Raw genomic sequence first — 24,959 nt, forward strand, 5'->3', positions numbered from 1 at the left:
GTTTTATCCTTTGAATGGGTCGTCGAGTGCTGGCAGCACCGTGCCGGTGCAGGTGCCAAATCCGATCTGATAGCCGTCGCCTTTTGCGGCGCCGTGCAATGTCAGCGTGTCGTTGTCTTCGATAAAGCTGCGGGTAGTGCCATCCGCCAGCGTCATGGGCTCCTTGCCGCCCCAGCTGAGTTCCAGCAGAGACCCGCGATTGTGTTTTTCCGGCCCCGAGATGGTGCCCGACCCCAGCAGATCACCCACCCGCATCGGGCAGCCCGAGGTGGTGTGATGCGCCAGTTGCTGAGCGGCAGAGTAATACATCTCGTTATAGTTGGTCTCGGCAATGACGCTGGCATCGCCACCTTCGGGCGTCAGCGTTACCTGCAAGTCGATATCGAACAGCATTGGGGTGGTGTCGCGCAGATGTGGCAAAAGCTCTTTCTCGCGCGCAGGAGTTTCGCAGCGGAAGGGTGCCAGCGCGGCAGCGGCGACGATCCAGGGGCTGATCGAGGTGGCGGTCGCCTTGGCCTGGAACGGGCCCAGCGGCTGGTATTCCCAGGCCTGAATGTCGCGCGCCGACCAGTCGTTCAGCAGCACATAGCCAAAGATATTGGCATCCGCCCGATCCACCGTGATCGGCCCGTTCGAGGGCTGACCGACGATTGCGCCCATCTCAAGCTCGATGTCAAAGCGCTGCGATGGGCCCCAGCGCGGCGCGTCATCATTGGGGCCTTTCAGCTGGCCCCACGGGCGACGGATGTCGGTGCCCGAGACCACAACGGATGAGGCACGTCCGTTATAGCCAATGGGGATATGCAGCCAGTTGGGGGGCAGCGCGTTTTCCGGGCCACGGAACATGGTGCCCACATTGAAGGCATGGTTCTTGCCTGCGTAAAAATCAGTGTATTCCGACACGGCGATGGGCATGTGCAATGTCGCGTCTGCCTGCGCCACCAGCATCGGGGCCAGCTTGTCCTGGTCGGCGTTGCCCTCGGCCAACAGCGAGGTCAGCGTTGCTCGCAGGCGGGCCCAGGCCTCGGACCCCAGTGCCATAAAGGCGTTCCAGGTCGCACCGGTCAAAGCACCGCCGAAATCGACCAGACCGGCCTCTTCCAGCGCGCGCATGTCGAGGATCTGATCCCCAATGGCCACGCCGCATCTGGATGACAAAGTGGCAGTCGAGAAGACGCCATAGGGCAGGTTGTTGAGGGGGAAGGGTGTGTCAGCGCTGTTGGCGCTGTCCACCCAGGAGTTCATCAGTTGTGTCATTAGGAACCTATCGCGTCAGGTTGTTGATCAGGATGGGCGGCAGCAATTTCCGGCAGGCCGAGACAGGCCTGTTCGACCCGGGTGATCTTTGGGAACGGGCTCAGATCCACACCCCATCGGTGCGCATTGTAGACCTGCGCCACCAGGCACAGATCGGCCAGATCCGGGGCCTCGCCAAAGCTGAATGTACTGGTGTCGGACAGCTGCGGCTCAAGCGCGTTGAACCCTTCGGTCATCCAGTGATCCATCCAGTCGCGCGCCTGTTCGGGTGTCGCGCCATAGCGTGACTTGAGTTGCCCGATCAGGCGCAGATTGTTCACCGGATGGATGTCCAGCGCCACGGTATGCGCCGCCGCAAGAACCCGCGCGCGCTGCGCAGGTTCTTCGGGGATCAGACGCGGCGAGGGGACAACCGCGTCCAGATAGTCGATGATCGCCAGCGACTGAGTCAGAACGGTACCATCATCCAGAACCAGCGTCGGAACACCTTTACCCGGGTTCAGCCGCACATAGTCCTCGGCCTGCTGCGCGCCTGCGGTCAGATCCACCGGGATCGTCTCATAGGCCAACCCCTTGAGATTCAGGGCTGCGCGCACGCGGTAGGATGTTGTTGAACGCCAGTAACTGTAGAGTTTCATTTCAGACCCGGCGTGCCGTCGAACTTCTTCTCGATATCCGCCCAGCAATCGATGTAGTCATCCTGCAGCGGTGCTTCTTCACCGGCGAAGCGGGTAAGATGCTGTGGAAAGCGGGTTTCGAACATGAAGGACATGGTGTTGTCCAGCTTGTCAGGGCCCAGATTGGAGTTGGAGGCTTTTTCGAACGCTTCCTTGTCGGGCCCGTGCGGCAGCATCATGTTATGAAGGCTCATGCCACCTGGAACAAAGCCCTGCGGCTTGGCGTCATATTCACCATAGATATTGCCCATCAGTTCCGACATGACGTTCTTGTGGTACCAGGGGGGACGGAAGGTATCTTCCATCACCATCCAGCGTTCGCGGAACAGCACAAAGTCGATATTGGCCGTGCCGGGCTGCCCCGAGGGCGCGGTCAGCACGGTAAAGATCGACGGGTCGGGGTGGTCGAACAGGATCGATCCAATCGGGCAATAGTCGCGCAGATCATATTTCACCGGCGCATAGTTGCCATGCCAGGCCACCACATCCAGCGGGCTGTGGCCAATCTTGGTCTCGTGGAACTGACCGCACCATTTGATTGTCACGGTCGAAGGTGCCTCGCGGTCTTCATAGGCCGCAACGGGGGTCTTGAAGTCGCGCCGGTTGGCCATGCAGTTGGCCCCGATCGGGCCCCGGCCCGGCAGCTCGAACTTCTGGCCGTAATTCTCGCAGACAAAGCCGCGCGCAGGGCCGTCTAGAACCTCGACCCGATAGAGTAGGCCGCGCGGGATGATGGCGATCTCCTTGGGTTCCAGATCGATGATGCCCAGCTCGGTGCAGAACCGCAAACGGCCCTCTTGCGGGACCACCAACAACTCGCTGTCGGCGGAATAGAAATAGCTGTCCACCATGGACTCGGTGACCAGATAGATATGGCTGGCCATACCCACCTGTGTGTTCACATCACCCGCTGTGGTCATGGTGCGCATGCCGGTCAGCCAGGTCAGGCCCTGATCCGTGTGGGGGACCGGATCCCAGCGATACTGGCCCAGGCTGGTTACGTCTTCGACAATATGCGGTGCCGATTTCCAATAGGGCAGGTCGATCTTTTCATAACGATGCGAATGCTTCACAGACGGGCGGATGCGGTAGCACCAGGTGCGCTCGTTCTGATGGCTGGGCGCGGTAAAGGCGGTTCCGCTCAGCTGTTCGCCGTATAGGCCATAGTTCACCCGCTGCGGGCTGTTCATGCCTTGTGGCAAAGCGCCGGGCAGCGCCTCGGTTTCAAAGTCATTGCCAAAGCCCGGCATGTATCCGGGAACTGTGCCAACAGGGGTTTGCGCCTGTGTGAACGCGTGGGGGGCGACCTCGTTCATCTCGTAACTCCTCATCTGAGTATCCGGCATAGATTCGACTTGCCCTAAGCATTCGTTGCATTTGCAACGATGTCAAGATATTTGTTGCATTTGCAACGAAAATCGTTTCATCTTGCTGTGAAACTTGGAAATAAAATTGGTGCTTATGTCCCAGACACTGCCGGAATTCGATTTCGACGGCTTCCTCCCATACCGTATGACGGTTGTCGCAGCGCGGTTAAGCGCCGAGCTCGCGCAGCATTACAAGTCAACATATGGAATAACGACGGCGCAATGGCGGGTCATATTGAACGTTGGTTATTCGGGTGCGGTTTCGGTTCGTGACATCGAAAAGAAATTTAATCTTGAAAAATCAAAGATCAGTCGAGCCGCCGCCAAGCTTGAAGCCGAAGGGTACATCACCAAAGAGATCGATCGGGCTGACAGGCGGCTGGTGAAGCTGCAACTCACACCCAAGGGAGCGCAATTGTTAAGCGAACTGGTGCCGCTGGCAAAGGCATATCAACGCAAGCTCGAAGCCGAATTGAAAGGAAACCTGCAAGGGCTGCAATCCGCTTTGGATATTTTGACGCAAAAAGAACCGCCTCAGGGCTGAACCTGTTCCGAGGTCTCACGTTCTGACATGGCCTGGGTTAGAGCTCTTAGCCCCTGGTCCAGCGCAGCGCGATCAGAATCCGTCATCAAACCAAACACCTCTTCTGCGCGGGCCTGCACCTTTGGAAACACCGTTTCGAATGTTTTCTGGCCTTCACTTGTGCAATGATAAACGCGAAGCCTGCGATCTGTGTCAGAGGTGGTCCGACGGATCAAAGACTTGTCCTCAAGTTTCTGCGCTGCACGACTGACTTGAACCTTGTCCAAGGACGTCTTTTGCGCCAGCTCTAGCGACGTGAGGCTGCCCGCATTTGCCAGCAGGAACAACAACCTCCACTCTTCCCGAGAAAGGCCATAGGTTCGGCAATAGACATCTACCAGCGTTTGCGAGAATGCTTCGGCAGCGACGGCCAACCGGTATGGAAAAAAAGAGTCCAGTTGCACTTGCCAACCTCCCGCGCGAACATCTGTGGTGAAGACTAAGCCGCGCGCGTGGGCGAAACAACGGCATTCTCCGCCACCCTAACGATGCACGATTGTTCGATGGGTAAAGGCCCCTCAGAACGGTAGTCCGACATAGTTCTCAGCAAGTGATTTCTTGGCGGCTTCGGATGCAAACAGGTAGTCTAGTTCGGTCTGTTGCAATCTTTGGTCATAGGCGATGCGGTCGGGAAACAGGTGCAGCAAATTTGTCATCCACCAACTGAACCGCTGCGCCTTCCAAACACGCGCCAGCGCCTTATCGCTATAGCTGTTCAATCCGGCGTCGTCGCCGTCCTGATAGTGTGCTACCAAAGCGTGATATAGATAATAGATGTCGCTGGCAGCCGAATTCAGCCCTTTGGCTCCGGTTGGCGGTACGATATGGGCGGCGTCTCCGGCCAAAAACAGGTTTCCATAGCGCATGGGTTCGGCCACGAAACTGCGCAGTGGGGCGATTGATTTTTCAATCGACGGCCCGGTTTCCAAACTATCGGCAACATCTGCGGGCAGACGCGCCTTGAGTTCCGCCCAAAACGCCTCGTCCGACCAGTCTTCGACCCGGTCGCCCGACGGCACCTGAATATAGTACCGGCTCAGAACCCGGCTGCGCAGCGAACACAAGGCAAAGCCACGCGCGCTTTTGGCATAGATCAGTTCAGGTGAGACAGGTTTGGTTTCGCTGAGTACGCCCAGCCAACCAAAGGGAAAGACCTTTTCGTATTCCGTCAACACGTTGTCCGGGATCGATTTGCGGCTGACGCCATGGTACCCGTCCGCTCCGACCACATAGTCACAATCAATTTGGATGTGGTCAGTGCCGATGCGGCAGGTGATTTGGGGGGCGTCCGACGTCAACGCGTGCAACTGCACGTCTTCAACGTTGTGAAGCACCGTGCCCCCCAATTTGTCGCGCGCTTCATACAAGTCGCGGGTCAGCTCGGTCTGGCCGTAGACCATCACAGATTGTCCGCCCGTGTAACCGGCCAGATCGATCCGGCGCTTGCGTTCGCCATCGGCAATGAAAAAGCCATCATGGATCTCACCTTCGGAATCCATCCTTGCGGCACATTGGGCCAACCGCATCAGCTTGACGAAGCCCTGTTCCAACACACCTGCGCGAATGCGGCCCAGCACATAGTCGCGACTGTGTTTTTCCAAAACAATCGTGTCGATGCCCTGAAGGTGTAACAATTGGCTCAGCAAAAGGCCCGAAGGACCACCGCCGATGATCCCGACCTGCGTTTTCATGATCTGCACGCGTATCCTCCCCTGTGGGTTGACCTTGCCCTGATCCGGGTGAGGACTGAATGGATGTTTCCATTCCTTTTTGGTACAAATCGAACATGTCCGGCATTCAGAACTACAACCTGTACGGCGAGATCCGCGATCTTCCCGACGTGGTGCACTGCGAAGCCATCGAGCAGCGTTCGAAGCTGCACAACTGGGCGCTGCGCCCGCACCGCCACGCGCGCCTGCATCAGGTCCTTTTGGTCGACAAAGGTGGGGGCGAAGCGATACTGGAAGGCGAGAGCTTTGGCTTAGATGCAGGCAGCCTGGTTAACCTGCCGATCGGTTCTGTGCATGGGTTCACGTTTAAGCCGCAGACAACCGGCTGGGTCGTGACATTGGCTGCCGAGTTGCTTGATCAAGGGTTGCTCGACCGCGAAGGATTGCGGCTTGAGCTGAGAACCGCACGGGTGCTCCGGTCAGATGACGAAATACGCAACGTGGTACGGTCCATCTTTGCCGAACATGCAAACAGGTCCTTTGCGCGCGCGCATATCCTGCGGGCCTATTCCGCGTTGCTGATCGGTCTGGTGGCGCGTCGAATAGCGGGGCTGGTCCCCAAGCCCGATCAGAATGACGATGGATTGCTGCGCCAATTCGAGCGTCTGTTGGAAACACATGCGTTGGATCATCTGGGGGTGGCGGAATACGCAGGCATTCTTGGAGTGACCCCAACGCATCTCAGCCGGGTGGTGCGTCAGGCAACCGGGCATTCGGCATCGGCCGCGATTGCGCAGAATATGGTGCGAGAGGCGCGTCGCAATCTGGCGTTTACCAACCTGTCGATCTCAGCAATCGCCTTTCAGTTGGGGTATGACGACCCTTCGTATTTCAGCCGTGTGTTCAGGCGCACTACGGGAATGTCCCCGCGCTCCTTCCGTCGTAGTCTTGGACAGGACAAGGCTTAAGGTCAGAACGGATCCAGTAACGACAGCCGGGCTCGTCTAACGGTTCAGACGGTCGCGCCGGTCTGTTTCGGGACCTATGAGCATTGGCGTAAGATCGGCTCTGGCTGGGCGCTTCGGTGCCAGGGGCGTCGTGCCACAATGCGGAGAAATTTATAAACTGCCAGCTTGACGGGCGCATTTTCGCCTGTGAAGCTGAAAAAATGATCAGTTTAAGAACAGTTTTGGTGTCTTCATTGGTCTGCCTGTGCGCTTCAGCCGGCATGCTGCGCGCTCAGGATGATCTGGTCAAATCCTTCGCAAGCTGCGCCGGGCGTTATTCGGCCGAGATGGAACATGCCTGGCTAATCAACGATCCAAAGGCCGAAGATCTTGAATTGCGCCGCAGCGGATTTGTGGAGCTGCTGGAGGCGACGACCACGGCTGCAAATGCGCAGTTCGTTTTGCATCATCGCATAAACACCAAGCATGCCCATGCACGTTTGCTGCAAACGGCTTCATTTCACTCAGATACCGACGAATCCGTGACCGCGCGCAAATTGGCGCTGCGTCTTTTGGAGCAGTGCGAATTGTTAATTCTTGGTGGCGCATAGGGCAAAAATTACGCAGACGCCCAAATTTTAGCCGTCAGCACCCGAAGCGCCCTAGAATTGAGCATCTGCCTTAATCTTTTCAAGAACACCGGTCATGGGACTCTGACCCGACCGCATCACTGACTTAGCAAGAGCGTGCGCCGCCTGGCGGCTTAAAAAATGTGCGAAGGTGTCCGGCCTAGGAACCAGATGACTCCCTCGCACACCGCAATTTTGCGTAGGGGGTTATATGGGGTGTTTCGATGTCCTGAACAACCCCGCTGCGCATCGCAAAAAAGGAAACGCTGATGCACACCAAACTTCTCAACACAACTGCTGCTGTCCTGTTCGCAAGCGCCCTGCCTGCGCTGGCAGATTGTCCGATCAAGGTTGGCGTCTTGCACTCGCTGTCCGGTACCATGGCAATTTCGGAAACCACGTTGAAAGACACGATGGAGATGCTGGTCGAACAGCAAAACGAAGCGGGCGGCTTGCTGGGATGTGAGCTGGAAGCCGTTGTTGTTGACCCGGCATCCGACTGGCCTCTGTTTGCTGAAAAAGCGCGTGAACTGCTGACTGTTCACGAAGTCGACGTGATTTTCGGCAACTGGACTTCGGTGTCGCGCAAATCGGTTCTGCCAGTCATCGAAGAGCTGAACGGCCTGCTGTTCTATCCGGTTCAGTATGAGGGCGAAGAAAGCTCGAAAAACGTATTCTACACCGGTGCCGCCCCGAACCAGCAGGCAATCCCGGCCACTGATTACTTCCTGGACGAGCTGGAAGTTGAGAAATTCGCGCTACTGGGCACCGACTATGTCTATCCGCGGACAACCAACAACATTCTTGAAAGCTATCTTCAGCAAAAAGGCATCGCCGAAGAAGATATCTTTGTGAACTACACCCCGTTCGGTCACTCGGACTGGTCCAAGATCGTAGCGGATGTTGTTGCCCTGGGCGCAGACGGTAAAAAGGTTGGCGTGATCTCGACCATCAACGGCGACGCGAATGTGGGCTTCTACAAAGAACTTGCAGCCGCAGGGATCTCGGCCGATGACATCCCGGTTGTTGCCTTCTCGGTTGGTGAAGAAGAACTGGCCGGTCTGGATACCACAAACCTTGTTGGCCACCTGGCGGCCTGGAACTATTTCCAGTCGGCAGACAGCGAAGCCAATGAAGGCTGGGTCGAAGCCTGGAAGGCGCGCATGGGCGAAGACCGTGTGACCAATGACCCGATGGAAGCCCACTACATCGGCTTCAACATGTGGGTGAATGCGGCGACCGAAGCCGGAACCACAGATGTGGATGCTGTTCGCACCGCAATGTACGGGCAGGAATTCCCGAACCTGACCGGTGGAACAGCCGTGATGCTGCCGAACCACCACCTGGCCAAGCCGGTTCTTATCGGTGAGATCCAGGAAGACGGTCAATTCGACATCATCAGCCAGACCGAAGAAGTTCCGGGTGATGCGTGGACAGACTATCTGCCCGAATCCGCCGTGCTTGTGTCGGACTGGAAAGAGCTGGGTTGCGGTATGTACAACACCGAAACCGAAAGCTGCGTTCAGATCAAATCGAACTACTAAGATCTGAACCTAAAATACTCGGGGCGCGTGCGCTTAGATGCGTGCCCCGAGACCCAATGCTGAGGTCTTCCTAAATGATGCTTCCGTTCAAGCGGGCTGTCTTGGCCCTGCTGATCCTTGCGGCCCCGACACTGCTGCAGGCGCAATCAGCCGAGGCTCCGGTGCAGCAGGTTTTGCAAACCCACGCCGACGTCATCGTCAAATCGTCGCGCAAGACAATCGGCCCCGCCATTGATGCGCTGGCCACAAGCGGTTTGCCCGAGGCGCAGGTTGTGCTTGAACGCTGGCAGGCGAAAGACATGTGGGTCAACAAAGAGACCGGTCTTTTCGTTTTTGCAGAAAAGGCAGATGGCGGGTTGCAGCTGTTTGACGTGTCGGACGGATCAGAGATCGGCATCGCAGACAGGAAACAGTTCAAGCAGTTGAAACCCAATTCGGGCATTCGGGGCATGATCGCATCTGCCCTTGTGCAGTTCCGCCTGAATGACCCAAACCCGGAAAACCGCGCCGACGCGTTGACGGCGATCGAACGAGATGCAGAAGCGTCTCATCTGGCTGCGCTGCGCGGTGCGATTGATACTGAGGATGACGCAGACCTGAAGGCCCGCAAAGAACGGCTGGAGCGTCTGTTGACGATCCGGTTCGATGAAGACGAAGCCGCGCGTTTGGCCGCGATCGAAAGCTTTGCCGGTGATCTGGGTGTGGACGTGCGCGCGACGCTCAACCCCTTGGTTGCCTCTGAAATCCAAACTGCCCAACAGATCCCGGACGGCGCTGTCGCAGTCGAGGTCGGTTCGGATGATCTGACCCGCGAGCAGGCCTATGACCTACTCGTCGAGGCCGGGCTTGCGCCTGCGCTTGTTGACACCGCAACGGTCAAAGAAGCATTGATTGCCAATATCTCGGGCGATACGGTTGCAGGCGTTCAGGTGGCCAGCCTCAATGAGGACGCCGCGCGTGCCGCAGCCTATCAGCTGCTGGCCGATCAAGGATTGGCTGATCCTCTGGTCACCCAGAATGAAATAGACAAGGCGATTGAAAGCCACAGTTTCTTTCGCGTCTATGTCGGAGCCCCTCTGCCCGTCGCATTGGCCGCGCAGGCCACATTGCAAGACATTGAGACACAGGTGGCGCTGAACCAAACCGCCGATCTGGTGCTGGACGCGCTGTCTCTGGCCTCGATCTATTTTCTGGCCGCGATTGGCCTTGCCATCACCTTTGGTGTGATGGGCGTGATCAACATGGCGCATGGTGAGTTCATCATGATGGGCGCCTACACCGGATATGTTGTGCAGTTGTTCATTCCTGACCTGACCCTTTCAATCCTTGTCGCCATTCCGTGTGCGTTCATGGTGACATTCGGAGCAGGTGTGTTGATGGAGCGGCTGGTCATTCGCTGGCTGTATCACCGCCCGCTTGAGACGTTGCTGGCCACCTTCGGGGTGTCCATCGCGTTGCAGCAATTGGCCAAAAACATCTTCGGCACACAGGCGCGTCCGCTGACCGCTCCGGCCTGGTTGGACGGATCGATGGTGATCAATGACATCGTTTCGATCAGCTATATCCGCATCGCAATCTTCATTCTGGCGCTGTTGTTCCTGGCGCTGTTTCTGATCGTCATGAACCGCACACGGCTGGGGCTAGAGGTACGCGCGGTCACTCAGAACCCGCGTATGGCCGCGTCGATGGGGATCAACCCCGACCGGATCAATATGCTGACCTTCGGCTTTGGCTCGGGCATCGCCGGTATCGCGGGCGTGGCGATTGGGCTTTATGCCAAGGTCACCTCGGAAATGGGGTCCGACTATATCGTGCAAAGCTTTATGACCGTGGTGGTCGGCGGTGTTGGCAACATCTGGGGCACGCTCTTGGGTGCGACCATGGTGGGCACACTGCAAAAAGGGATCGAGTGGCTGAACCCGTCGAACACACTCGCGGCGCAGACCTATATGATCCTCTTCATCATTCTGTTCATCCAATTCCGGCCACGCGGCATCATCGCGCTCAAGGGCCGGGCGGCGGAGGCGTAACATGGTTGAGATGACCTCTACCGCCTTGCCGCGCCGCAAACCGCTGGTTTTGCGCTACCCGTCGGTTGCGATCTTTCTGATCATCCTATCGCTCTTCACGGCAGTGGTAACGATCCTGGGCGAAGGGTTCGGGATCGGAGTGATCTCGACCAGTTTCATCAAGACGCTGGGCAAGACCCTCTGCCTGTGCCTTGCAGCTCTGGCAATGGATCTGGTCTGGGGCTATACCGGCATCCTGTCGCTTGGGCATATGGCCTTCTTTGGCATCGGTGGTTATGCCATCGGCATGTGGCTGATGTATGCGCGCACCGAGATCATTGTGCGCGACAGTCTGGCAGCGGCGGCCTTGCCACCCACGCCGCAGGAAATCTCGGACGGCATCGCAACACAGATTTTCGGCGTTGTCGGAACCTCGGAATTCCCACCGATCTGGAGCCTGGCCCATTCCTTCCCGCTGCAACTGGCGGCAGTGGTGCTGGTGCCGGGTCTGCTGGCCTTTGTCTTTGGCTGGCTGGCCTTCCGCAGCCGGGTCACGGGCGTTTACCTGTCGATCCTGACGCAAGCCATGACATTGGCCTTGTCGCTATACCTGTTCCAGAACGACAGCGGATTGCGTGGCAACAACGGCCTGTCTGGCCTGCAGAACCTGCCGGGGCTTGAGGATGTTCCGCAATCAACCGTGTCGATCCTGTTCTTCTGGGCCTCAGCGCTGGCGCTTGGACTGGGCTATGTGCTGTGCGCCTGGGTCGTGTCGGGCAAGTTCGGATCGGTGATCCGCGCGATCCGCGATGACGAAAGCCGGGTGCGGTTTCTGGGCTATTCCGTCGAGGCCTATAAGCTGTTCATCTTCACCTTCACTGCAGTGATCTGCGGCATCGCAGGCGCGCTCTATTACCCGCAAGCCGGGATCATCAACCCGGCCGAGATCGCGCCCATTGCGTCCATCTATCTGGCGGTCTGGGTGGCCATAGGAGGGCGCGGGCGCTTGTATGGTGCGGTGATTGGTGCAGCCTTTGTGTCGCTGCTATCGACCTGGTTCACCGGAGGTCAGGCGCCTGACATTTCGGTTGGGTTCTACACAATCCAATGGGTTGACTGGTGGACCATCCTGCTGGGCCTGTCCTTTGTTGCGGTCACGCTCTTTGCGCCGCGCGGCGTGGGCGGTCTGATCGACCGGTTCACCGAGCGTCGCGCACCTGACAGGCATGGCGCCGATCTTGGACCTGATCTTGGATCCCTGCAGGAACGGGAGGCGGATAAATGAGCACGCTTCTTGAAGTGTCCGGTGTCTCGGTCAGTTTCGACGGTTTCAAAGCCATCAACAACCTGACCTTCCAGATCGGCCCCGCCGAAATGCGGGCGGTGATCGGGCCCAACGGTGCGGGCAAGACCACCTTCATGGATATCATCACAGGCAAGACCAAGCCCGATGACGGTCATGTGCTGTGGGGGGACAAATCGGTCTCGCTGTTGTCGATGACCGAAAGCCAGATTGCGCAAGCCGGGATTGGGCGCAAGTTCCAGCGCCCGACCGTATTCGAAGACCAAAGTGTCGGTGAAAACCTGATGCTGGCGCTGAAGAACAAGCGCAGCCCCTTTGCTGTGTTGCGGTTTAAGCCCAGCCAGAGCGACCACGAAAAGGTCGCGCAATTGGCCAAGGAGATCGGTCTGGAACAGGCCTTGGACCGTAAATCCGGCGAATTGAGCCACGGTCAGAAGCAATGGCTTGAGATCGGAATGCTGCTGGCGCAAGACCCGCAGCTCTTGCTGGTCGATGAGCCTGCCGCCGGCATGACCCCGGCCGAGCGCGAACACACAACGGACATTCTGGTTGAGGCGGCCAAAACCCGCGCCGTGGTGGTGATCGAACATGACATGGAGTTCGTGCGGCGCCTCAATTGCAAAGTAACCGTTCTGCACGAAGGTTCGGTTCTGGCCGAAGGCTCATTGGATCACGTCACACAGGACGAAAAAGTCATCGAGGTGTATCTTGGACGCTGATTTGCTGAGTGTTTCCGATCTGTCGCTGCATTATGGCGGCAGCCAGATCCTGAACGGTATCGAGTTCTCGGCCAAGCGGGGGCAGGTGACCTGCGTGATGGGCACAAACGGGGTGGGCAAAACCAGCTTGCTCAAGGCGATCTCGGGTGTGCATTCGCGCAGCGGTGGCAGCTATCAGCTGGACGGAGAAGATATCGGCATGGTCTCATCTTTTGAGCTGGCCAAGAAAGGGGTTGCCTATGTCCCGCAAGGGCGCGAGATCTTTCCCTTTCTGACCGTGCGCGAAAACCTTGAGAGCGGCTTTGCCTGCCTGCCGCGCAGTGAACATTCGGTGCCCGATTACATCTTTGACCTGTTCCCGATCCTCAAAGAATTTCTGCCCCGGCGCGGCGGTGACCTGTCGGGTGGGCAACAACAACAGCTTGCCATCGCGCGCGCCTTGATCACCAAGCCCAAGCTTTTGCTGCTGGATGAGCCGACCGAGGGCATTCAGCCCAATATCATCAAGCAGATCGGTGAGGTGATCCGTCTGCTGCGCGATCAGGGCAATATGGCCATCGTTCTGGTCGAACAGTATTTCGACTTTGCCTTCAATCTGGGCGACAGTTTCCTGGTGCTGGAACGCGGCACGCCCGTATTGCGCGGCAGCAAGGCCGAGATTGCCGAAGATCAGCTGCGACAGGCCGTGTCTGTCTGACCCGCCAACGCGCCCAAAAAGCGCGGGCTTGCGCAGATCGGGCCAACGGCGTAACACTCTGGTACGGTTGACAGTCACCGAGGCGTCGCTGCTCAGATCTGAGTGCTAAAACTGTCCGCATTATACAAACGACATCGCATTCACTTTGGCGTCGTTTCGTTAAGCCAGCGACCGACGAAGCATCAGCACGCCAGAAATGGATGTAGGATGAGCAAAAGTCCAATACCGCTTCACGTTGAAGACCTTTCGGGATTCACGCGCGCATTGTCAAAACAACTGGCCGGGCAAAGCCCGTCTCATCTGCTGTTGATGAACATGGTGGCTCGCGCGGCGGGGTTTCAGAATGTACAACATATGCGCGCGATTTCCGCGGCCAGAACGCGGATGCAGAACCGGCCGCTTGAAGACAGCGTTGATGCGCGTCTGGTCGAGCGGGTTTTGAACCAGTTCGACGCGCAGGGACGCCTGCGCCAATGGCCGTCGCGGCGCAATGTGCAGACCATGACACTGTGGGCCCTTTGGGCGCGTTTCCCGGCCCAGAGGGAGATGCCCGAGAAAGCTGTAAACGCAGCACTTGGGCAGGAACATCTGTTCAATGACCCGGCCACGCTAAGGCGGACGATGATTTCCTGCGGGTTGATGACGCGACAACGCGACGGCAGCAACTATTGCCGTGTCGAACAGGAACCACCCCCTGACGCCAAAGCAATCATCCGAGCCTTGAGTGCCAGGCGCAAGATGCGGAGCCCGATAGGAGCATCATAGCAAAGGATGGACGGGCCAATGTGTCTGTGATTGTATGCGACCGCTGTGGATGGGCCGTCAATGCGATCAACCTCATATCTTGCCGTAAGCGTCGTGGGCGCCGTTGCCAGCCTTGGCATCTATCTGATGTCCTATTCGTATTTCCTGTCGGAAGAGCTTGAGAATATGCAGGGGCGCTTGTCGCTCTATCAAAGCTCGGTTTCAGGTGAGCTTGAGCGGTTTTCACACCTGACCTATGTGCTGGCGCAGGATTCCTTTGTGATCGGAACGGCGCAGGGCGATGCGACCGGGGCCTTGAATCGCAGGCTTGAGGATTTTGCCGATCAGGCCGGGCTGGACGCGATTTATCTGATGGATGAACAGGGCATCACCATCTCGGCCTCGAACCACCGCGATGCGGGTAGCTTTGTGGGTCAGAACTATGGGTTCCGCCCCTATTTCCAAACCGCCTATGCCGGCGATCAGGGCCGGTTTTACGCGATCGGAGCGACCACAGGTTTGCCGGGTTATTTCATCGCAAATGCGGTGCGGGGGGATGGACCTGATCCCATCGGCGTTGTCGCGATCAAGATCGACTTCTCCGATCTGCAAAACAGTTGGCGCCAATCGGGCGAACAGGTTTTGCTGGCCAATGAAGATGGGGTGGTGCTTTTGTCGTCAGATCCGGGCTGGCGCTATCGCGTGCTCAGCCCTTTGACCTCCACGCAACAGGAAAAGATCAAGGAGGCTCGTCAATTTCCGGGGCAAGATCTTGAACCACTGGACTGGAGCGAGCTGCCTGGGGATCAGGCTCGGATTTCTGGGGTGAAACGCCTGCATCTGGCGGCGCGTGATCTGCCCCATGGTTGGTCGCTGCACTATTTCGCCAGCGATGATCAGGTTGTTGCGCGCAGTTGGCTGGTGACGGCGCTGTTTGTGCTGATGGCCGGGGCCGCGTTCATCTTTTTGCAGGTTCAGCGCACGCGGCGTGTTGGCGCGGCGCTGGCGCGTTCGGAACAGGAAGAGGCGCAGTTGCGGCAGGCCAACGAACGGCTGGCGGTGGAAATCGAAGATCGCAAGACCGCCGAACGGCGCTTGAAACGCACTCAGGGTGAGTTGGAACGCGCCAGCCGGTTGGCGGCACTTGGCCAGCTTTCGGCCTCTGTCACCCATGAGCTGGGCCAGCCCATCGCCGCCATGCGCAACCATCTGGTCGCGGCCGAGATCGGATCATCGGGTCAAACCGCGCTGACACAGAAAATCGGTGGTCTGGTGGATCGAATGGAAGGCATCACGCGCCAGTTGCGGTTCTTTGCGCGCTCTGACACCGAAGCGTTTGGTGATGTCGATCTGTGCGCCTCGGTTGATGCCGCGCTGGCCCTGCTGGCGCCGAATATCGAGCAATCGGGTGTCAGGGTCCAATTTGATCACCCGGATCAGCCGGTTCTAATCCGTGGCATTGCCCTGAGGATCGAACAAGTGATCACCAACCTGCTGCGCAACGCCATCGATGCGATGGACGATACGGACGCGCCGGAAATCCATATCTCGGTCACCCGGTCCGATCATGAGGCAATACTTGAGATTTGCGATAACGGTCATGGTTTGGGCGACGCCACCCTGGCCGAGTTGCAAGAGCCGTTCGTGACCACCCGCGAAAGCGGGCGTGGGATGGGTTTGGGTCTGGCCATTTCGGCCAGTATCGTCAAGGATCACGATGGCACGATGACAGCCCAGAACCGTGACAGCAGCGGCACGGTATTCCGCGTGACATTTCCCACGGCACTCAGACCCGAAGACACAGACGCATGACCCAACAGCAACCTTACCGTGTTCTGATCGTCGATGATGACAAATCGATGCGCTTGTCGCTGGTCGAATTGCTGGAAGCCGCCGGATGGGCGGTGACAGCGGTGCCGCGCGCGGCCCAAGTGGTCGAGCACCTTGCCAAAATCGTGCCCGATGTCATCCTGTCAGATGTGCAGATGCCGGGCATGTCGGGGCTTGATCTGTTGGCCAGCCTCGACAAGCAGATCGCTCCACCGGTGGTCTTGATCTCGGCGCATGGGGATATTCCGATGGCGGTTCAGGCGATCCAGGACGGGGCCTATGGGTTCATCGAAAAACCCTATGAGCCCCGCCGTCTGTTGACCGTTCTGTCCCACGCGGCCGAGCAGAACCGGATGCAGCAAAGCAATTCGCGGCTGAAGGACCGGCTGTTCAAACTGTCCGGTCTTGATCGCGTTCTGCTGGGCCAATCGGACGGGATTGCAGGGTTGCGACAAACGGTTCTGGACCTTGCCGATACGGCGGTTGCGGTGCTGATCCAAGGGGAAACCGGGACGGGCAAGGAGTTGGTTGCCCATGCTCTGCACGATCTGGGCGGTGCGCCCGATACGCCTTTTCTGGCGCTGAACTGCGCAGCCCTGTCTGCCGATACGTTCGAAGCAGAGATGTTCGGGGTCGCGGGCACATCCGACGGACGGTTGATCGCGGCGTCGGGCGGTACTTTGTTTCTGGATGAAATCTGTTCCTGTCCGCTGCCGGTTCAGGCCAAGTTGCTGCGGGTGATAGAAGATCAGCACGTTCTGCCGGTTGGGGCGGTCACGCCTGTGCCCGTGAACCTGCGTATTCTCTCTGCCACCAACGAAGATCCTGTGAAGGCCGCCGAAGAGGGCCGGTTGCGCCAAGACCTGCTCTTCCGTCTGAACACATTTGTCCTGACCCTGCCACCCTTGCGCCAACGGCGCGACGATCTGGTTCTGCTGGCAACGCATTTCCTGAATGAATTCGCGCAGATTTACGAGATTGACGCGCCGGAACTGGATCAGGACGACATCGCAGCGCTGCTCGCCCATCACTGGCCGGGAAATGTGCGCGAGCTGCGCCATGTCTGTGAAAGGCGCATCCTGACAGCGCGTCGAGGCGGTGGGTCTTTGGCTTTGGCCATACAAAGCGATCAGAATTTCGATGATGTGCCCGATACGCTGCGCGAGGCCGTGGCCGCTTTCGAACGTGAGTTGATCGGCAAGGCGATCAAAGCCCACAAAGGCCGCATGGATGCCGCTGCTGAGGCATTGGGGATCGGGCGGCGCACTCTGAACGAAAAGATCGTCAAGCTTGGGCTCGACAAGGATGCATTACTGTAATCCAAGCGCTCTGCGGAAATCCGCAGGGCAGGGCGGGTTGATGGCGCATATTCCCACATAGCCACCTTGCACTAGCTTTCGTATATTGACGAAAAAATCGCGTGATCTGGGAGGAACCACTATGCGCAAACATCTGAACCGGGCAGCTATTGCTGCCCTGACGCTGACTTTTGCATCCGAAGCCTTGGCGACTGAATGGAACGTGTCCTTGTGGGGCAAACGTCGCGCCTTTACCGAGCATGTTGAAAAGCTGGCAGAACTGGTTAGCGAAAAGACCAATGGTGAATTTACGCTGAACATCAGCTATGGCGGCTTGTCCAACAACCGTGAAAACCTGGACGGTATCTCGATCGGCGCGTTTGAGATGGCACAGTTCTGCGCGGGCTATCACCGCGACAAGAACCCCTCGATCACCGTGCTGGAACTGCCGTTTCTGGGCGTAACTTCTTTGGAGCAAGAGGTTGAGCTGTCGATGGCGGTGTACCAGCACCCTGCTGCCATCGAAGATCTGGGCCGCTGGGATGCGACCCTGCTGATGCCGTCGCCTCTGCCGCAATACAACCTGGTTGGTGTGGGCGACGCGCCCAAGTCACTGGCGGATTTCGAAGGGCTGAGCGTCCGCGCAACCGGCGGTATCGGTGCCGCGATGGAAACGGTTGGGGCTGTCCCCACCTCGATGTCGGCCACCGAAGTGCGTCAGGCGATGGACAGCGGTATCGTCAAGGCCGTCAGCTTTGCGCCCCACGCTCATATGTCCTTTGGCACGATCGAAAACGGCACCTGGTGGACAACCAACCTGAACCCGGGCACCGTGAACTGCCCTGTTGTGGTCAACACACCCGCGCTCGAGGCGCTGTCGGATGAACATCGCGAGGCGCTGATGGGCTCGGTTCAGGAAGCATTGGATCACTATGTGAACTACTACGAGTCGCAAACCATGCAAGCCTGGGGTCCCGAACTGGACAAGCGCGGCATTGAGCGCGTGACCTTCACCGACGAAGAGATCGCCGCCTTCAAAGAAGCCGCTGCAGCCCCGGCCGCAGAAGCCTGGATTGCCGAAAACACCGAGCGTGGCCTGCCCGCACAAGAGCTTTACGACCTTGTGACCGGCAAGATCGCAAGCGGCAGCTAAACCACTCTGCACCCGGCGACCCGTTCGCGGGCGTCGGGTGCCTTTTTCTGACAGCGGAGCATACCGATGGCCGGGTCATCCTTGGTGCTGTCCGACGACAGCCGCCTTAGTATCATTGATCAACGTCTCTATAAGCTGGAAAGCTTTCTGGCTCTGATCAGCGGTCTTACCGTTTTTGTCCTCATGCTGATGGCCGTGGTTTCGGTCGGCGGCAGAAATTTCGCGAACGCGCCGCTGCCCGGATATGTCGACTGGATCGAACAAGCCATGCCGCTGATTGCGTTCATGGGGATTTCGTACGCGCAGCGGGATGGCGGACATATTCGCATGGATATGGTCGTTGGCGCGCTGAAGGGCCGAGTGCTTTATATCGTCGAATTTGTGACGACCGCATTTATCCTTGCGCTAATCATCTTGCTGATCTGGGGCAGTTGGGCCCATTTCAGCCGCAGCTTTGACTTCGGCGCCCCACTCTGGAGCCGCGACAGTTCCATCGATATCGGCATCCCGCTCTGGCCCGCCAAGCTGTTGGCCCCGGTGGCCTTTAGCGTCCTGTGCATCAGACTTGCACTGCAGCTTTGGGCCTATGGCCGCGCCATTCGAAACCCCAGTGATGCTCCAATCGCTGTGCCCCTGATCGCAGATGCCGCAACCCAGGCTGCGATGGAAGCCGAGCACGTCTCGGGCAACGAAACCAAAGGTTAGGTCACATGGAACCGATTGATATTGGCCTGATCGTTTCAGGCGGAATGCTTGTTCTTGTTGTGCTGGGCATGCGCGTGGCCTTTGCGGCTGCCATGGCCGGTATGGTGGGCCTGATCTGGATCTTCTGGGCGAAGTTTGGTTATGACCCAGGGCGCTTTGGCCAGGCGGTAACAGTCGCCGTCAAGACCGCAGGGCAGGTGCCCCATTCCAAAGTGTCGAGCCAGGCGCTGAGCCTGATCCCGACCTTCATTCTGATCGGCTATCTGGCCTATTACGCCGGGCTGACCAAAGCCCTGTTCGAGGCCGCCAAACGCTGGCTGGCCTGGGTGCCGGGCGGGTTGGCTGTTTCAACCGTCTTTGCCACCGCAGGCTTTGCTGCCGTATCCGGCGCCTCGGTCGCGACCTCGGCGGTGTTTGCCCGGATTGCCATTCCTGAGATGCTGAAGATCGGATATAACAAACGGTTCGCAGCCGGTGTCGTCGCGGCAGGGGGCACCCTGGCCTCGCTGATCCCGCCCTCGGCCATTCTGGTGATCTATGCGATCATCGTAGAGCAGGATGTGGGTAAGTTGTTGCTGGCGGGCTTTATCCCCGGCATGTTCTCGGCTGTGATCTATGGGCTGTTGATCATCGGTATGGCCGTTGTGATCAAAGGGTTCGGCCCGGCGGTCACAGGCTTTACCTGGAAAGAACGCTTTCTGTCTCTACCACCTGCCTTGCCGATCCTGATCGTGGTGATGACCATCATCTTCTTCGTATACAACCCCTTTGGCGGGGACGCGTGGGGCACCCCAACCGAAGGCGGGGCAATCGGTGCGTTCGTGGTGTTTGTCATGGCCGTCTTTCGTGGCATGCGCTGGTCACAGCTGAAAGACGCGCTGCTTGAAACCGCAAAGCTGAGCGTGATGATCTTTACCATCATCTGGGGCGTGCTGATCTATGTCCGTTTCCTGGGATTTGCACAGCTGCCCAACGCGTTCTCGGACTGGATCACCTCGCTTGAGATGTCGCCAATGCTGATCCTGATCTGCATCCTTCTGGCCTATGCGGTGCTGGGCATGTTCATGGATGCCATCGGCATGCTGCTGCTGACCCTGCCGGTTGTCTACCCTGCCGTCATGGCGTTGAACGGTGGAGAGGCGGTCAGCGCGGCGGACAGCACCTTTGGGATGTCGGGCACCATGTGCGCCATTTGGTTTGGCATATTGGTGGTCAAAATGGCCGAGTTCTGTTTGATCACGCCCCCCATCGGCCTGAACTGCTTTGTCGTCGCTGGCGTGCGTGATGACCTGAGCGTTCAGGACGTGTTCAAAGGCGTGACCCCTTTCTTTCTGGCCGATGCCGCGACAATCGCCCTGCTGGTTGCCTTCCCCTGGATTGTGCTTTGGCTGCCCAGTCAGGTCTGACCGCAGGTTTCAGAACCGATAGAACCGGCGCGCTGTTTCACTGAACACGTGCCGGTTTTGATCTTCGCTGAGCAGTTGTTCGTGGTTCTCGACCAGCAGGGAATAGGTCGATGACAGGCTATCAACGGGAAAGTTTGATCCGAACATGCAGCGGTCGGCCCCGAACTGCGACAGGCAAGTCTCGACTATCGGGCGCACACTGTCCGCTGTCCAATTGTGGTCAAACATGCCAAGCCCGGACAGTTTGCAATAAACCTGCGGCAGGGCCGACAGGCTTTTCAACGCATTCGACCAATAGCTAAGCCCGTGTGCGCTGCGGTCATGGGGCGAGCCCGCATGGCACAGAGCCACCGGCGTTTGTGGTGCCTGCGCCAAAACCTCGGCTGTCTGCTCCATCAACTCGGGCAGCAGTTGAAGATCAAAGGACAGGCCACGCGCGCCCAACTCTTGAATGCCTTGAAGAAATCGGGGATCCGACAACAAGGCATTGGTACCGGTTTGCGCGTCCTCACCCGGTGCGCGGCCAATGATCTGACGGACGCCACGCACAGAGCGCAGGGATTGCAGCCGGTCCAACTGAGCCCCCAGATCGTCGGCAGTCAGGTCGCAGAATGCCACCTGTACAAGCGGCCAATCGGGGTTCTGATCGGCCACCTGCTGCACCCATTGTGCCTCGGCCCAGGGGTCGGCGGCACCGACTTGGATATGCACTGATGCATTAATCCCATGCGCCTGCGCATCAGCACGAAACTCGGGCAGCAGATAATCCCGTTGAATGGCGCTGGGGTCGCCAAAGAACCGAACAGCGCCTGTTTCCATCAGCCAAGGGTAATGGACGGCGTTCAGATCCCAAAGGTGGTGATGCGCGTCGATCTTCATGGTGTTTCGATACCGGTGGTTCGCTCAAGAATATCAACACCCTGCATTTTCCAGAAATGCAGAAGATCGATGAAGATCCAGTTCTCGGCCAGCTTGTCTCCTGCGCGGCGATAGATATCGATCACCCGAAACTCGCCAGGTTTGTCGGTGGCGGGCATCCCCATGAACCCGCCCGAAGGGGTAGCCACGAAATTGGGCCAACCGAAGAAACCGCCATAGTGACCTTCTGCCAGACGACAGATATGGCCTGTGCCGGACCGTTTTGAAAAGCCTGCGCGAAAGGGGCCCGAATGCTGTTTGGCATATCGCTCGATCGTGTAAGTGGCACCGATCCCTTCGGGACCCCACCAGATCATGTCGTCATGCCAGGTTCGGGCCAGCTCTTCCTCAAGCGGCAGGCCACTATCCCACCGGCCCAGATCGGCAATCATTGCGTTGATCAGATCAAGCGTCTTGATGCCGTCCTCTTCGGGCTGGTCCTGCATCAGCAACCCGTCATGGGTCATCGGGCCGGGCTGCACCAGATGCGCTGCGGTTTGCGGTGGAAAGGGGTTCTGACCGGCTTGCACCATCAAATGCGGAATGTCGAAATACATCGCGGTTTCGACGATCCTGCCCCCGGCGACACGGTAGAACGCGCAATAGCGCAGAAACGCCATTTTCCCGGTTGGTCGGATTTTCAGCCAGGCGTGATCAAACAGCCCCACCAGATGACCCATCGTGACCACCCAAGTGTCACCATCTTCAGCCAGTGAGTTCCGTCCGGCAAACAAGATGTCGACCCTGTTTTGCATTCGGGTCAGGCTGCGTTTCAGCGGCTGCCAGAAGGTTTCGACCACCTGCTCTGCGCCCAAGATTTCATCGAATGGATGAAATCCGCGCCACTTCAGGTCGGGCGTGCAGAATTTGGCGAAGATCGCCGGGATTTCGTCAGCGGATGCTGCATCCAGCGCAGTGTGAAACGCCTTGATGAATGTTTTTTCGTCGCGGAAACTTTGGGTATTTGCCATTTTTTTCAGCATGTTCGGAGTGTTTAGATTCGATCCTTGCTGTTAGTTTTGCATACGTATGCAAAAAAGTCTTGCCAGAAATGATGGGCCGGGAATACAGTTTTGCAAACGTATGCAACGAATCCTTCCAGGGGGCACTATGGCGGAAATTCAACTGCGCAACGTCGGCAAACGCTGGGGCTCTTTCGTGGGTGTTCACAATTTTGATCTGACCATTGCGGATCGTGAGTTCCTGGTGCTGCTAGGCCCCTCGGGATGCGGCAAGACCACAACGATGCGGATGATCGCTGGTCTGGAAGACGTGACCGAGGGCGACATCCTGATCGACGGCAAAGTGGTCAACGATCTTGAGCCCAAAGATCGCGACGTGGCCATGGTGTTCCAAAGCTATGCGCTTTATCCTAACATGAACGTCTACGAAAATATTCGCTTCCCACTGAAAGTGCGCGGCATCGATCCGGCGACCCACGATGAAAAAGTGCGCCGCGCCAGCGCTATGGTCGAACTGGATGACTTTCTGCACCGCAAACCGGCCGAATTGTCGGGGGGCCAGCGTCAGCGTGTGGCTTTGGCCCGCGCCATTGTGCGCGAACCCAACGTGTTCCTGATGGATGAGCCGCTGTCGAACCTGGATGCCAAACTGCGGGTTTCGACGCGCGCGCAGATCAAAAATCTCAGCCACGAGCTGGCCGTAACGACAATCTACGTGACCCATGACCAGATCGAAGCCATGACACTGGCTGATCGAGTAGTGGTGATGAAACAGGGTGTGGTGCAACAAGTGGGCAGCCCCACCGAAATCTATGACCGGCCTGCAAACACCTTTGTCGCCAGCTTCATTGGATCGCCAGCGATGAACCTGATGGAAGGCGAGGTCAGCGGCGGCGTTTTCCGTGCCGAAAACGTCGAGGTACCGGTCGATGCGCCCGATGGGCCGATGACGCTGGGCTTTCGGGCCGAAGACGCAAGCCTGGCGGACGGGCAGGGCCACATCACCGCACCGATCTATACGCTCGAACTGCTGGGCGACGCGACCATGATCTCGGTCCGCGTGGGCGGTGCCTTGGTCTCGGTCAAAGCCGATAAATCATTTCGTGCCGAGATTGGTCAGACCGTCTCATTCTCGGTGCCGAAAGAAATCTGTCACCTCTTCGAAGCTGGAAGCGGTGCGCGGATCGGGGAAACGCCCCAGAACCAGCCCATACGGGCCTAACAACGGTCCGGACGTCGACGACGGACCGATCCTGACAGGGAGAAACGCATGAAACTCAAGACGATCCTTTTGGCAGGCGCTATGTCTGTGATGGCGGGCGGCGCATGGGCGTCCTGCTCGTATGAGAACGAAGTTCCGCTGAAATCGCTGACTGCGGGCTTTGAAGCTTGGAAAGCGGTGACCGACGCGATGGCCGAATGTGGCAATTTCAGCGCGTCGCTGGACCAGGAATTCCGTGAAAAGCAGCCCGAGGCTTTTGCTGCAAACCCATCGCTCTATCAGATCGGTGGTGTCGCCAATGAGACCATGATCCCGCTGCTGAATGCCGGGACGATCCGTCCACTGGATGATCTGGTCGAGAAATACGGTCAGGATCTGCTGCCCAACCAGCTGATCAAGGTGGACGGCAAGGTCATGGCCATTGCCATGATGGTCAACGCGCAGCACCTGATGTATCGCAACGACATTCTGGCCGATCTGGGCATTGAAGAGCCCAAGACCTATGACGACGTTCTGGCTGCTGCTGCCAAGATCAAGGAAGCGGGTGTTATGGAATACCCGATCGGCGGCACCTACAAGACCGGCTGGAACCTGGCGCAGGAATTCGTCAACATGTACATGGGCGAAGGCGGTGAATTCCTCGGCGAAGGCAACGCGCCCTCGATCAACAACGAAAAAGGCGTCAAGGCGCTTGAGACCATGAAGGCCATGACCGAGTTCATGGACCCCGAATATCTGGTCTCGGATTCCACCTATGTTCAGCAGCAATTCCAACAGGGCAAGATCGCGATGGCGAACCTGTGGGCCAGCCGTGCGGCTGCGATGAACGACGAGGCCGAAAGCCAGGTTGTGGGCAAGGTCACAATGGCGTCGGCCCCGATGGGTTCAGTACGTCCATCGACCACCATCTGGTGGGACGGCATCGTTCTGGCCACGAACATGAGCGATGAAGAGGCCGACGCCGCCTTCCGTCTGGTGATGGAAGGGATCGATGGTGACATGGTCAGCGCCAACAATGACACAGCTGTTTGGCTGAATGCGGCTTACCAGCCCGGTGAGTTGGCGGCTGGTGCTGCTGCATCTGCCGAGAACGGTGCAGGTGCATACCCCGCCAGCGCGGCGATGGGTGTTCTGCACAGCGCTTTGGGCAATGGTTTGGCCGATTACCTGACCGGCGCCAAAGACGCTGAAACCACTTTGGCTGATATCGAGGCGGCATATATCACCGCAGCGAAAGAGGCCGGATTGATCAGCAACTGATCCTCTCTGGGGAGGGCTCCGGCCCTCCCTCTTTTCCCACGCGAGAACCATGAGAAAGG

23 protein-coding genes are annotated in these 24,959 nt (G+C 58.1%); 16 read left to right on the top strand and 7 right to left on the bottom strand.

From position 1 onward, the window contains the following. Window positions 1-3: 3 nt before the first annotated feature. The 3 genes from fahA to hmgA are packed head-to-tail and all read right to left on the bottom strand — an operon-like array spanning window position 4 to window position 3,250. Complete coding sequence (gene fahA, locus GOW40_RS18710) at window positions 4-1,257, bottom strand: fumarylacetoacetase (RefSeq protein WP_171133419.1); 1,254 nt, start codon at window positions 1,255-1,257, stop codon at window positions 4-6. Further along, window positions 1,257-1,895 (bottom strand): maleylacetoacetate isomerase, encoded by a 639-nt coding sequence (maiA, locus tag GOW40_RS18715; RefSeq protein WP_171231120.1) that lies wholly within the window; start codon window positions 1,893-1,895, stop codon window positions 1,257-1,259. The genes fahA and maiA overlap by 1 nt, the downstream gene beginning before the upstream one ends. After that, the gene (gene hmgA / locus GOW40_RS18720; RefSeq protein WP_171102033.1) at window positions 1,892-3,250 is read right to left on the bottom strand and encodes a homogentisate 1,2-dioxygenase; all 1,359 of its coding nucleotides are present in this window, start codon (window positions 3,248-3,250) and stop codon (window positions 1,892-1,894) included. The genes maiA and hmgA overlap by 4 nt, the downstream gene beginning before the upstream one ends. 145 nt (window positions 3,251-3,395) lie before the next feature. On the opposite strand from hmgA, the gene GOW40_RS18725 reads away from it, so the two are divergent. Continuing rightward, the gene (locus GOW40_RS18725; protein ID WP_171133416.1) at window positions 3,396-3,845 is read left to right on the top strand and encodes a MarR family winged helix-turn-helix transcriptional regulator; all 450 of its coding nucleotides are present in this window, start codon (window positions 3,396-3,398) and stop codon (window positions 3,843-3,845) included. Here GOW40_RS18725 and GOW40_RS18730 read toward each other — a convergent pair. After that, a complete protein-coding gene (locus tag GOW40_RS18730) occupies window positions 3,836-4,288 on the bottom strand; it encodes a MarR family transcriptional regulator (protein ID WP_171102031.1) in 453 nt (150 codons plus the stop codon). The two genes, GOW40_RS18725 and GOW40_RS18730, sit on opposite strands and share 10 nt — an antisense overlap. Window positions 4,289-4,402: 114 nt before the next feature. Next, complete coding sequence (pobA, locus tag GOW40_RS18735) at window positions 4,403-5,575, bottom strand: 4-hydroxybenzoate 3-monooxygenase (protein WP_171133476.1); 1,173 nt, start codon at window positions 5,573-5,575, stop codon at window positions 4,403-4,405. A 59-nt stretch (window positions 5,576-5,634) separates the two neighbouring features. Between pobA and GOW40_RS18740 the strand changes: the two genes are divergently transcribed. The 13 genes from GOW40_RS18740 to GOW40_RS18800 all read left to right on the top strand — a co-directional run bounded on the left by GOW40_RS18740 (window position 5,635) and on the right by GOW40_RS18800 (window position 20,538). Further along, window positions 5,635-6,522, top strand: coding sequence for a helix-turn-helix domain-containing protein (locus GOW40_RS18740; protein ID WP_254444509.1), 888 nt, complete (start codon window positions 5,635-5,637; stop codon window positions 6,520-6,522). Between the two features lie 116 nt (window positions 6,523-6,638). Continuing rightward, complete coding sequence (locus GOW40_RS18745) at window positions 6,639-7,112, top strand: hypothetical protein (RefSeq protein ID WP_171133414.1); 474 nt, start codon at window positions 6,639-6,641, stop codon at window positions 7,110-7,112. Window positions 7,113-7,399: 287 nt separating this feature from the next. Then, the gene (gene urtA, locus GOW40_RS18750; RefSeq protein ID WP_171133412.1) at window positions 7,400-8,674 is read left to right on the top strand and encodes an urea ABC transporter substrate-binding protein; all 1,275 of its coding nucleotides are present in this window, start codon (window positions 7,400-7,402) and stop codon (window positions 8,672-8,674) included. A gap of 77 nt (window positions 8,675-8,751) precedes the next feature. Next, window positions 8,752-10,704 carry an urea ABC transporter permease subunit UrtB gene (urtB, locus tag GOW40_RS18755; RefSeq protein ID WP_171136760.1) on the top strand — a complete coding sequence of 651 codons (1,953 nt, stop codon included), beginning with the start codon at window positions 8,752-8,754 and terminating at the stop codon, window positions 10,702-10,704. A gap of 10 nt (window positions 10,705-10,714) precedes the next feature. Continuing rightward, entirely contained in the window at window positions 10,715-11,968 is a 1,254-nt protein-coding gene (gene urtC, locus GOW40_RS18760; protein WP_171133473.1) for an urea ABC transporter permease subunit UrtC, read from the top strand. After that, the gene (gene urtD / locus GOW40_RS18765; RefSeq protein WP_171133410.1) at window positions 11,965-12,705 is read left to right on the top strand and encodes an urea ABC transporter ATP-binding protein UrtD; all 741 of its coding nucleotides are present in this window, start codon (window positions 11,965-11,967) and stop codon (window positions 12,703-12,705) included. Before urtC ends, urtD begins: the two co-directional genes overlap by 4 nt. 1 nt (window position 12,706) lies before the next feature. Further along, a complete protein-coding gene (gene urtE / locus GOW40_RS18770; RefSeq protein ID WP_171133472.1) occupies window positions 12,707-13,402 on the top strand; it encodes an urea ABC transporter ATP-binding subunit UrtE in 696 nt (231 codons plus the stop codon). A 207-nt stretch (window positions 13,403-13,609) separates the two neighbouring features. Continuing rightward, window positions 13,610-14,167, top strand: a complete 558-nt coding sequence (locus GOW40_RS18775) for a DUF2087 domain-containing protein (RefSeq protein ID WP_171133408.1) — start codon at window positions 13,610-13,612, stop codon at window positions 14,165-14,167. Window positions 14,168-14,227: 60 nt separating this feature from the next. Further along, complete coding sequence (locus GOW40_RS18780) at window positions 14,228-15,958, top strand: ATP-binding protein (protein WP_171231121.1); 1,731 nt, start codon at window positions 14,228-14,230, stop codon at window positions 15,956-15,958. Next, window positions 15,955-17,295 (top strand): sigma-54 dependent transcriptional regulator, encoded by a 1,341-nt coding sequence (locus GOW40_RS18785; protein ID WP_171133405.1) that lies wholly within the window; start codon window positions 15,955-15,957, stop codon window positions 17,293-17,295. The genes GOW40_RS18780 and GOW40_RS18785 overlap by 4 nt, the downstream gene beginning before the upstream one ends. Window positions 17,296-17,416: 121 nt before the next feature. After that, window positions 17,417-18,427: a TRAP transporter substrate-binding protein DctP gene (gene dctP / locus GOW40_RS18790; protein ID WP_171102024.1), complete on the top strand. Its 1,011-nt coding sequence runs from the start codon at window positions 17,417-17,419 to the stop codon at window positions 18,425-18,427. Window positions 18,428-18,493: 66 nt separating this feature from the next. Next, window positions 18,494-19,132, top strand: a complete 639-nt coding sequence (locus GOW40_RS18795; protein WP_171133404.1) for a TRAP transporter small permease subunit — start codon at window positions 18,494-18,496, stop codon at window positions 19,130-19,132. A gap of 5 nt (window positions 19,133-19,137) precedes the next feature. Further along, window positions 19,138-20,538, top strand: a complete 1,401-nt coding sequence (locus GOW40_RS18800) for a TRAP transporter large permease (protein WP_171231122.1) — start codon at window positions 19,138-19,140, stop codon at window positions 20,536-20,538. Between the two features lie 9 nt (window positions 20,539-20,547). On the opposite strand, the gene GOW40_RS18805 is transcribed toward GOW40_RS18800, so the two are convergent. Beyond that, window positions 20,548-21,417 carry an amidohydrolase gene (locus GOW40_RS18805; protein WP_171133402.1) on the bottom strand — a complete coding sequence of 290 codons (870 nt, stop codon included), beginning with the start codon at window positions 21,415-21,417 and terminating at the stop codon, window positions 20,548-20,550. Then, complete coding sequence (locus tag GOW40_RS18810) at window positions 21,414-22,427, bottom strand: nuclear transport factor 2 family protein (RefSeq protein ID WP_171136749.1); 1,014 nt, start codon at window positions 22,425-22,427, stop codon at window positions 21,414-21,416. Before GOW40_RS18810 ends, GOW40_RS18805 begins: the two co-directional genes overlap by 4 nt. A 139-nt stretch (window positions 22,428-22,566) precedes the next feature. On the opposite strand from GOW40_RS18810, the gene GOW40_RS18815 reads away from it, so the two are divergent. After that, entirely contained in the window at window positions 22,567-23,640 is a 1,074-nt protein-coding gene (locus GOW40_RS18815; protein WP_171102019.1) for an ABC transporter ATP-binding protein, read from the top strand. A 48-nt stretch (window positions 23,641-23,688) separates the two neighbouring features. Continuing rightward, window positions 23,689-24,900, top strand: coding sequence for an ABC transporter substrate-binding protein (locus GOW40_RS18820; RefSeq protein ID WP_171133400.1), 1,212 nt, complete (start codon window positions 23,689-23,691; stop codon window positions 24,898-24,900). Window positions 24,901-24,959 lie beyond the last annotated feature (59 nt).

This window comes from Ruegeria sp. HKCCA6707 (assembly GCF_013033515.1).
Classification (GTDB): Bacteria; Pseudomonadota; Alphaproteobacteria; order Rhodobacterales; family Rhodobacteraceae; genus Ruegeria.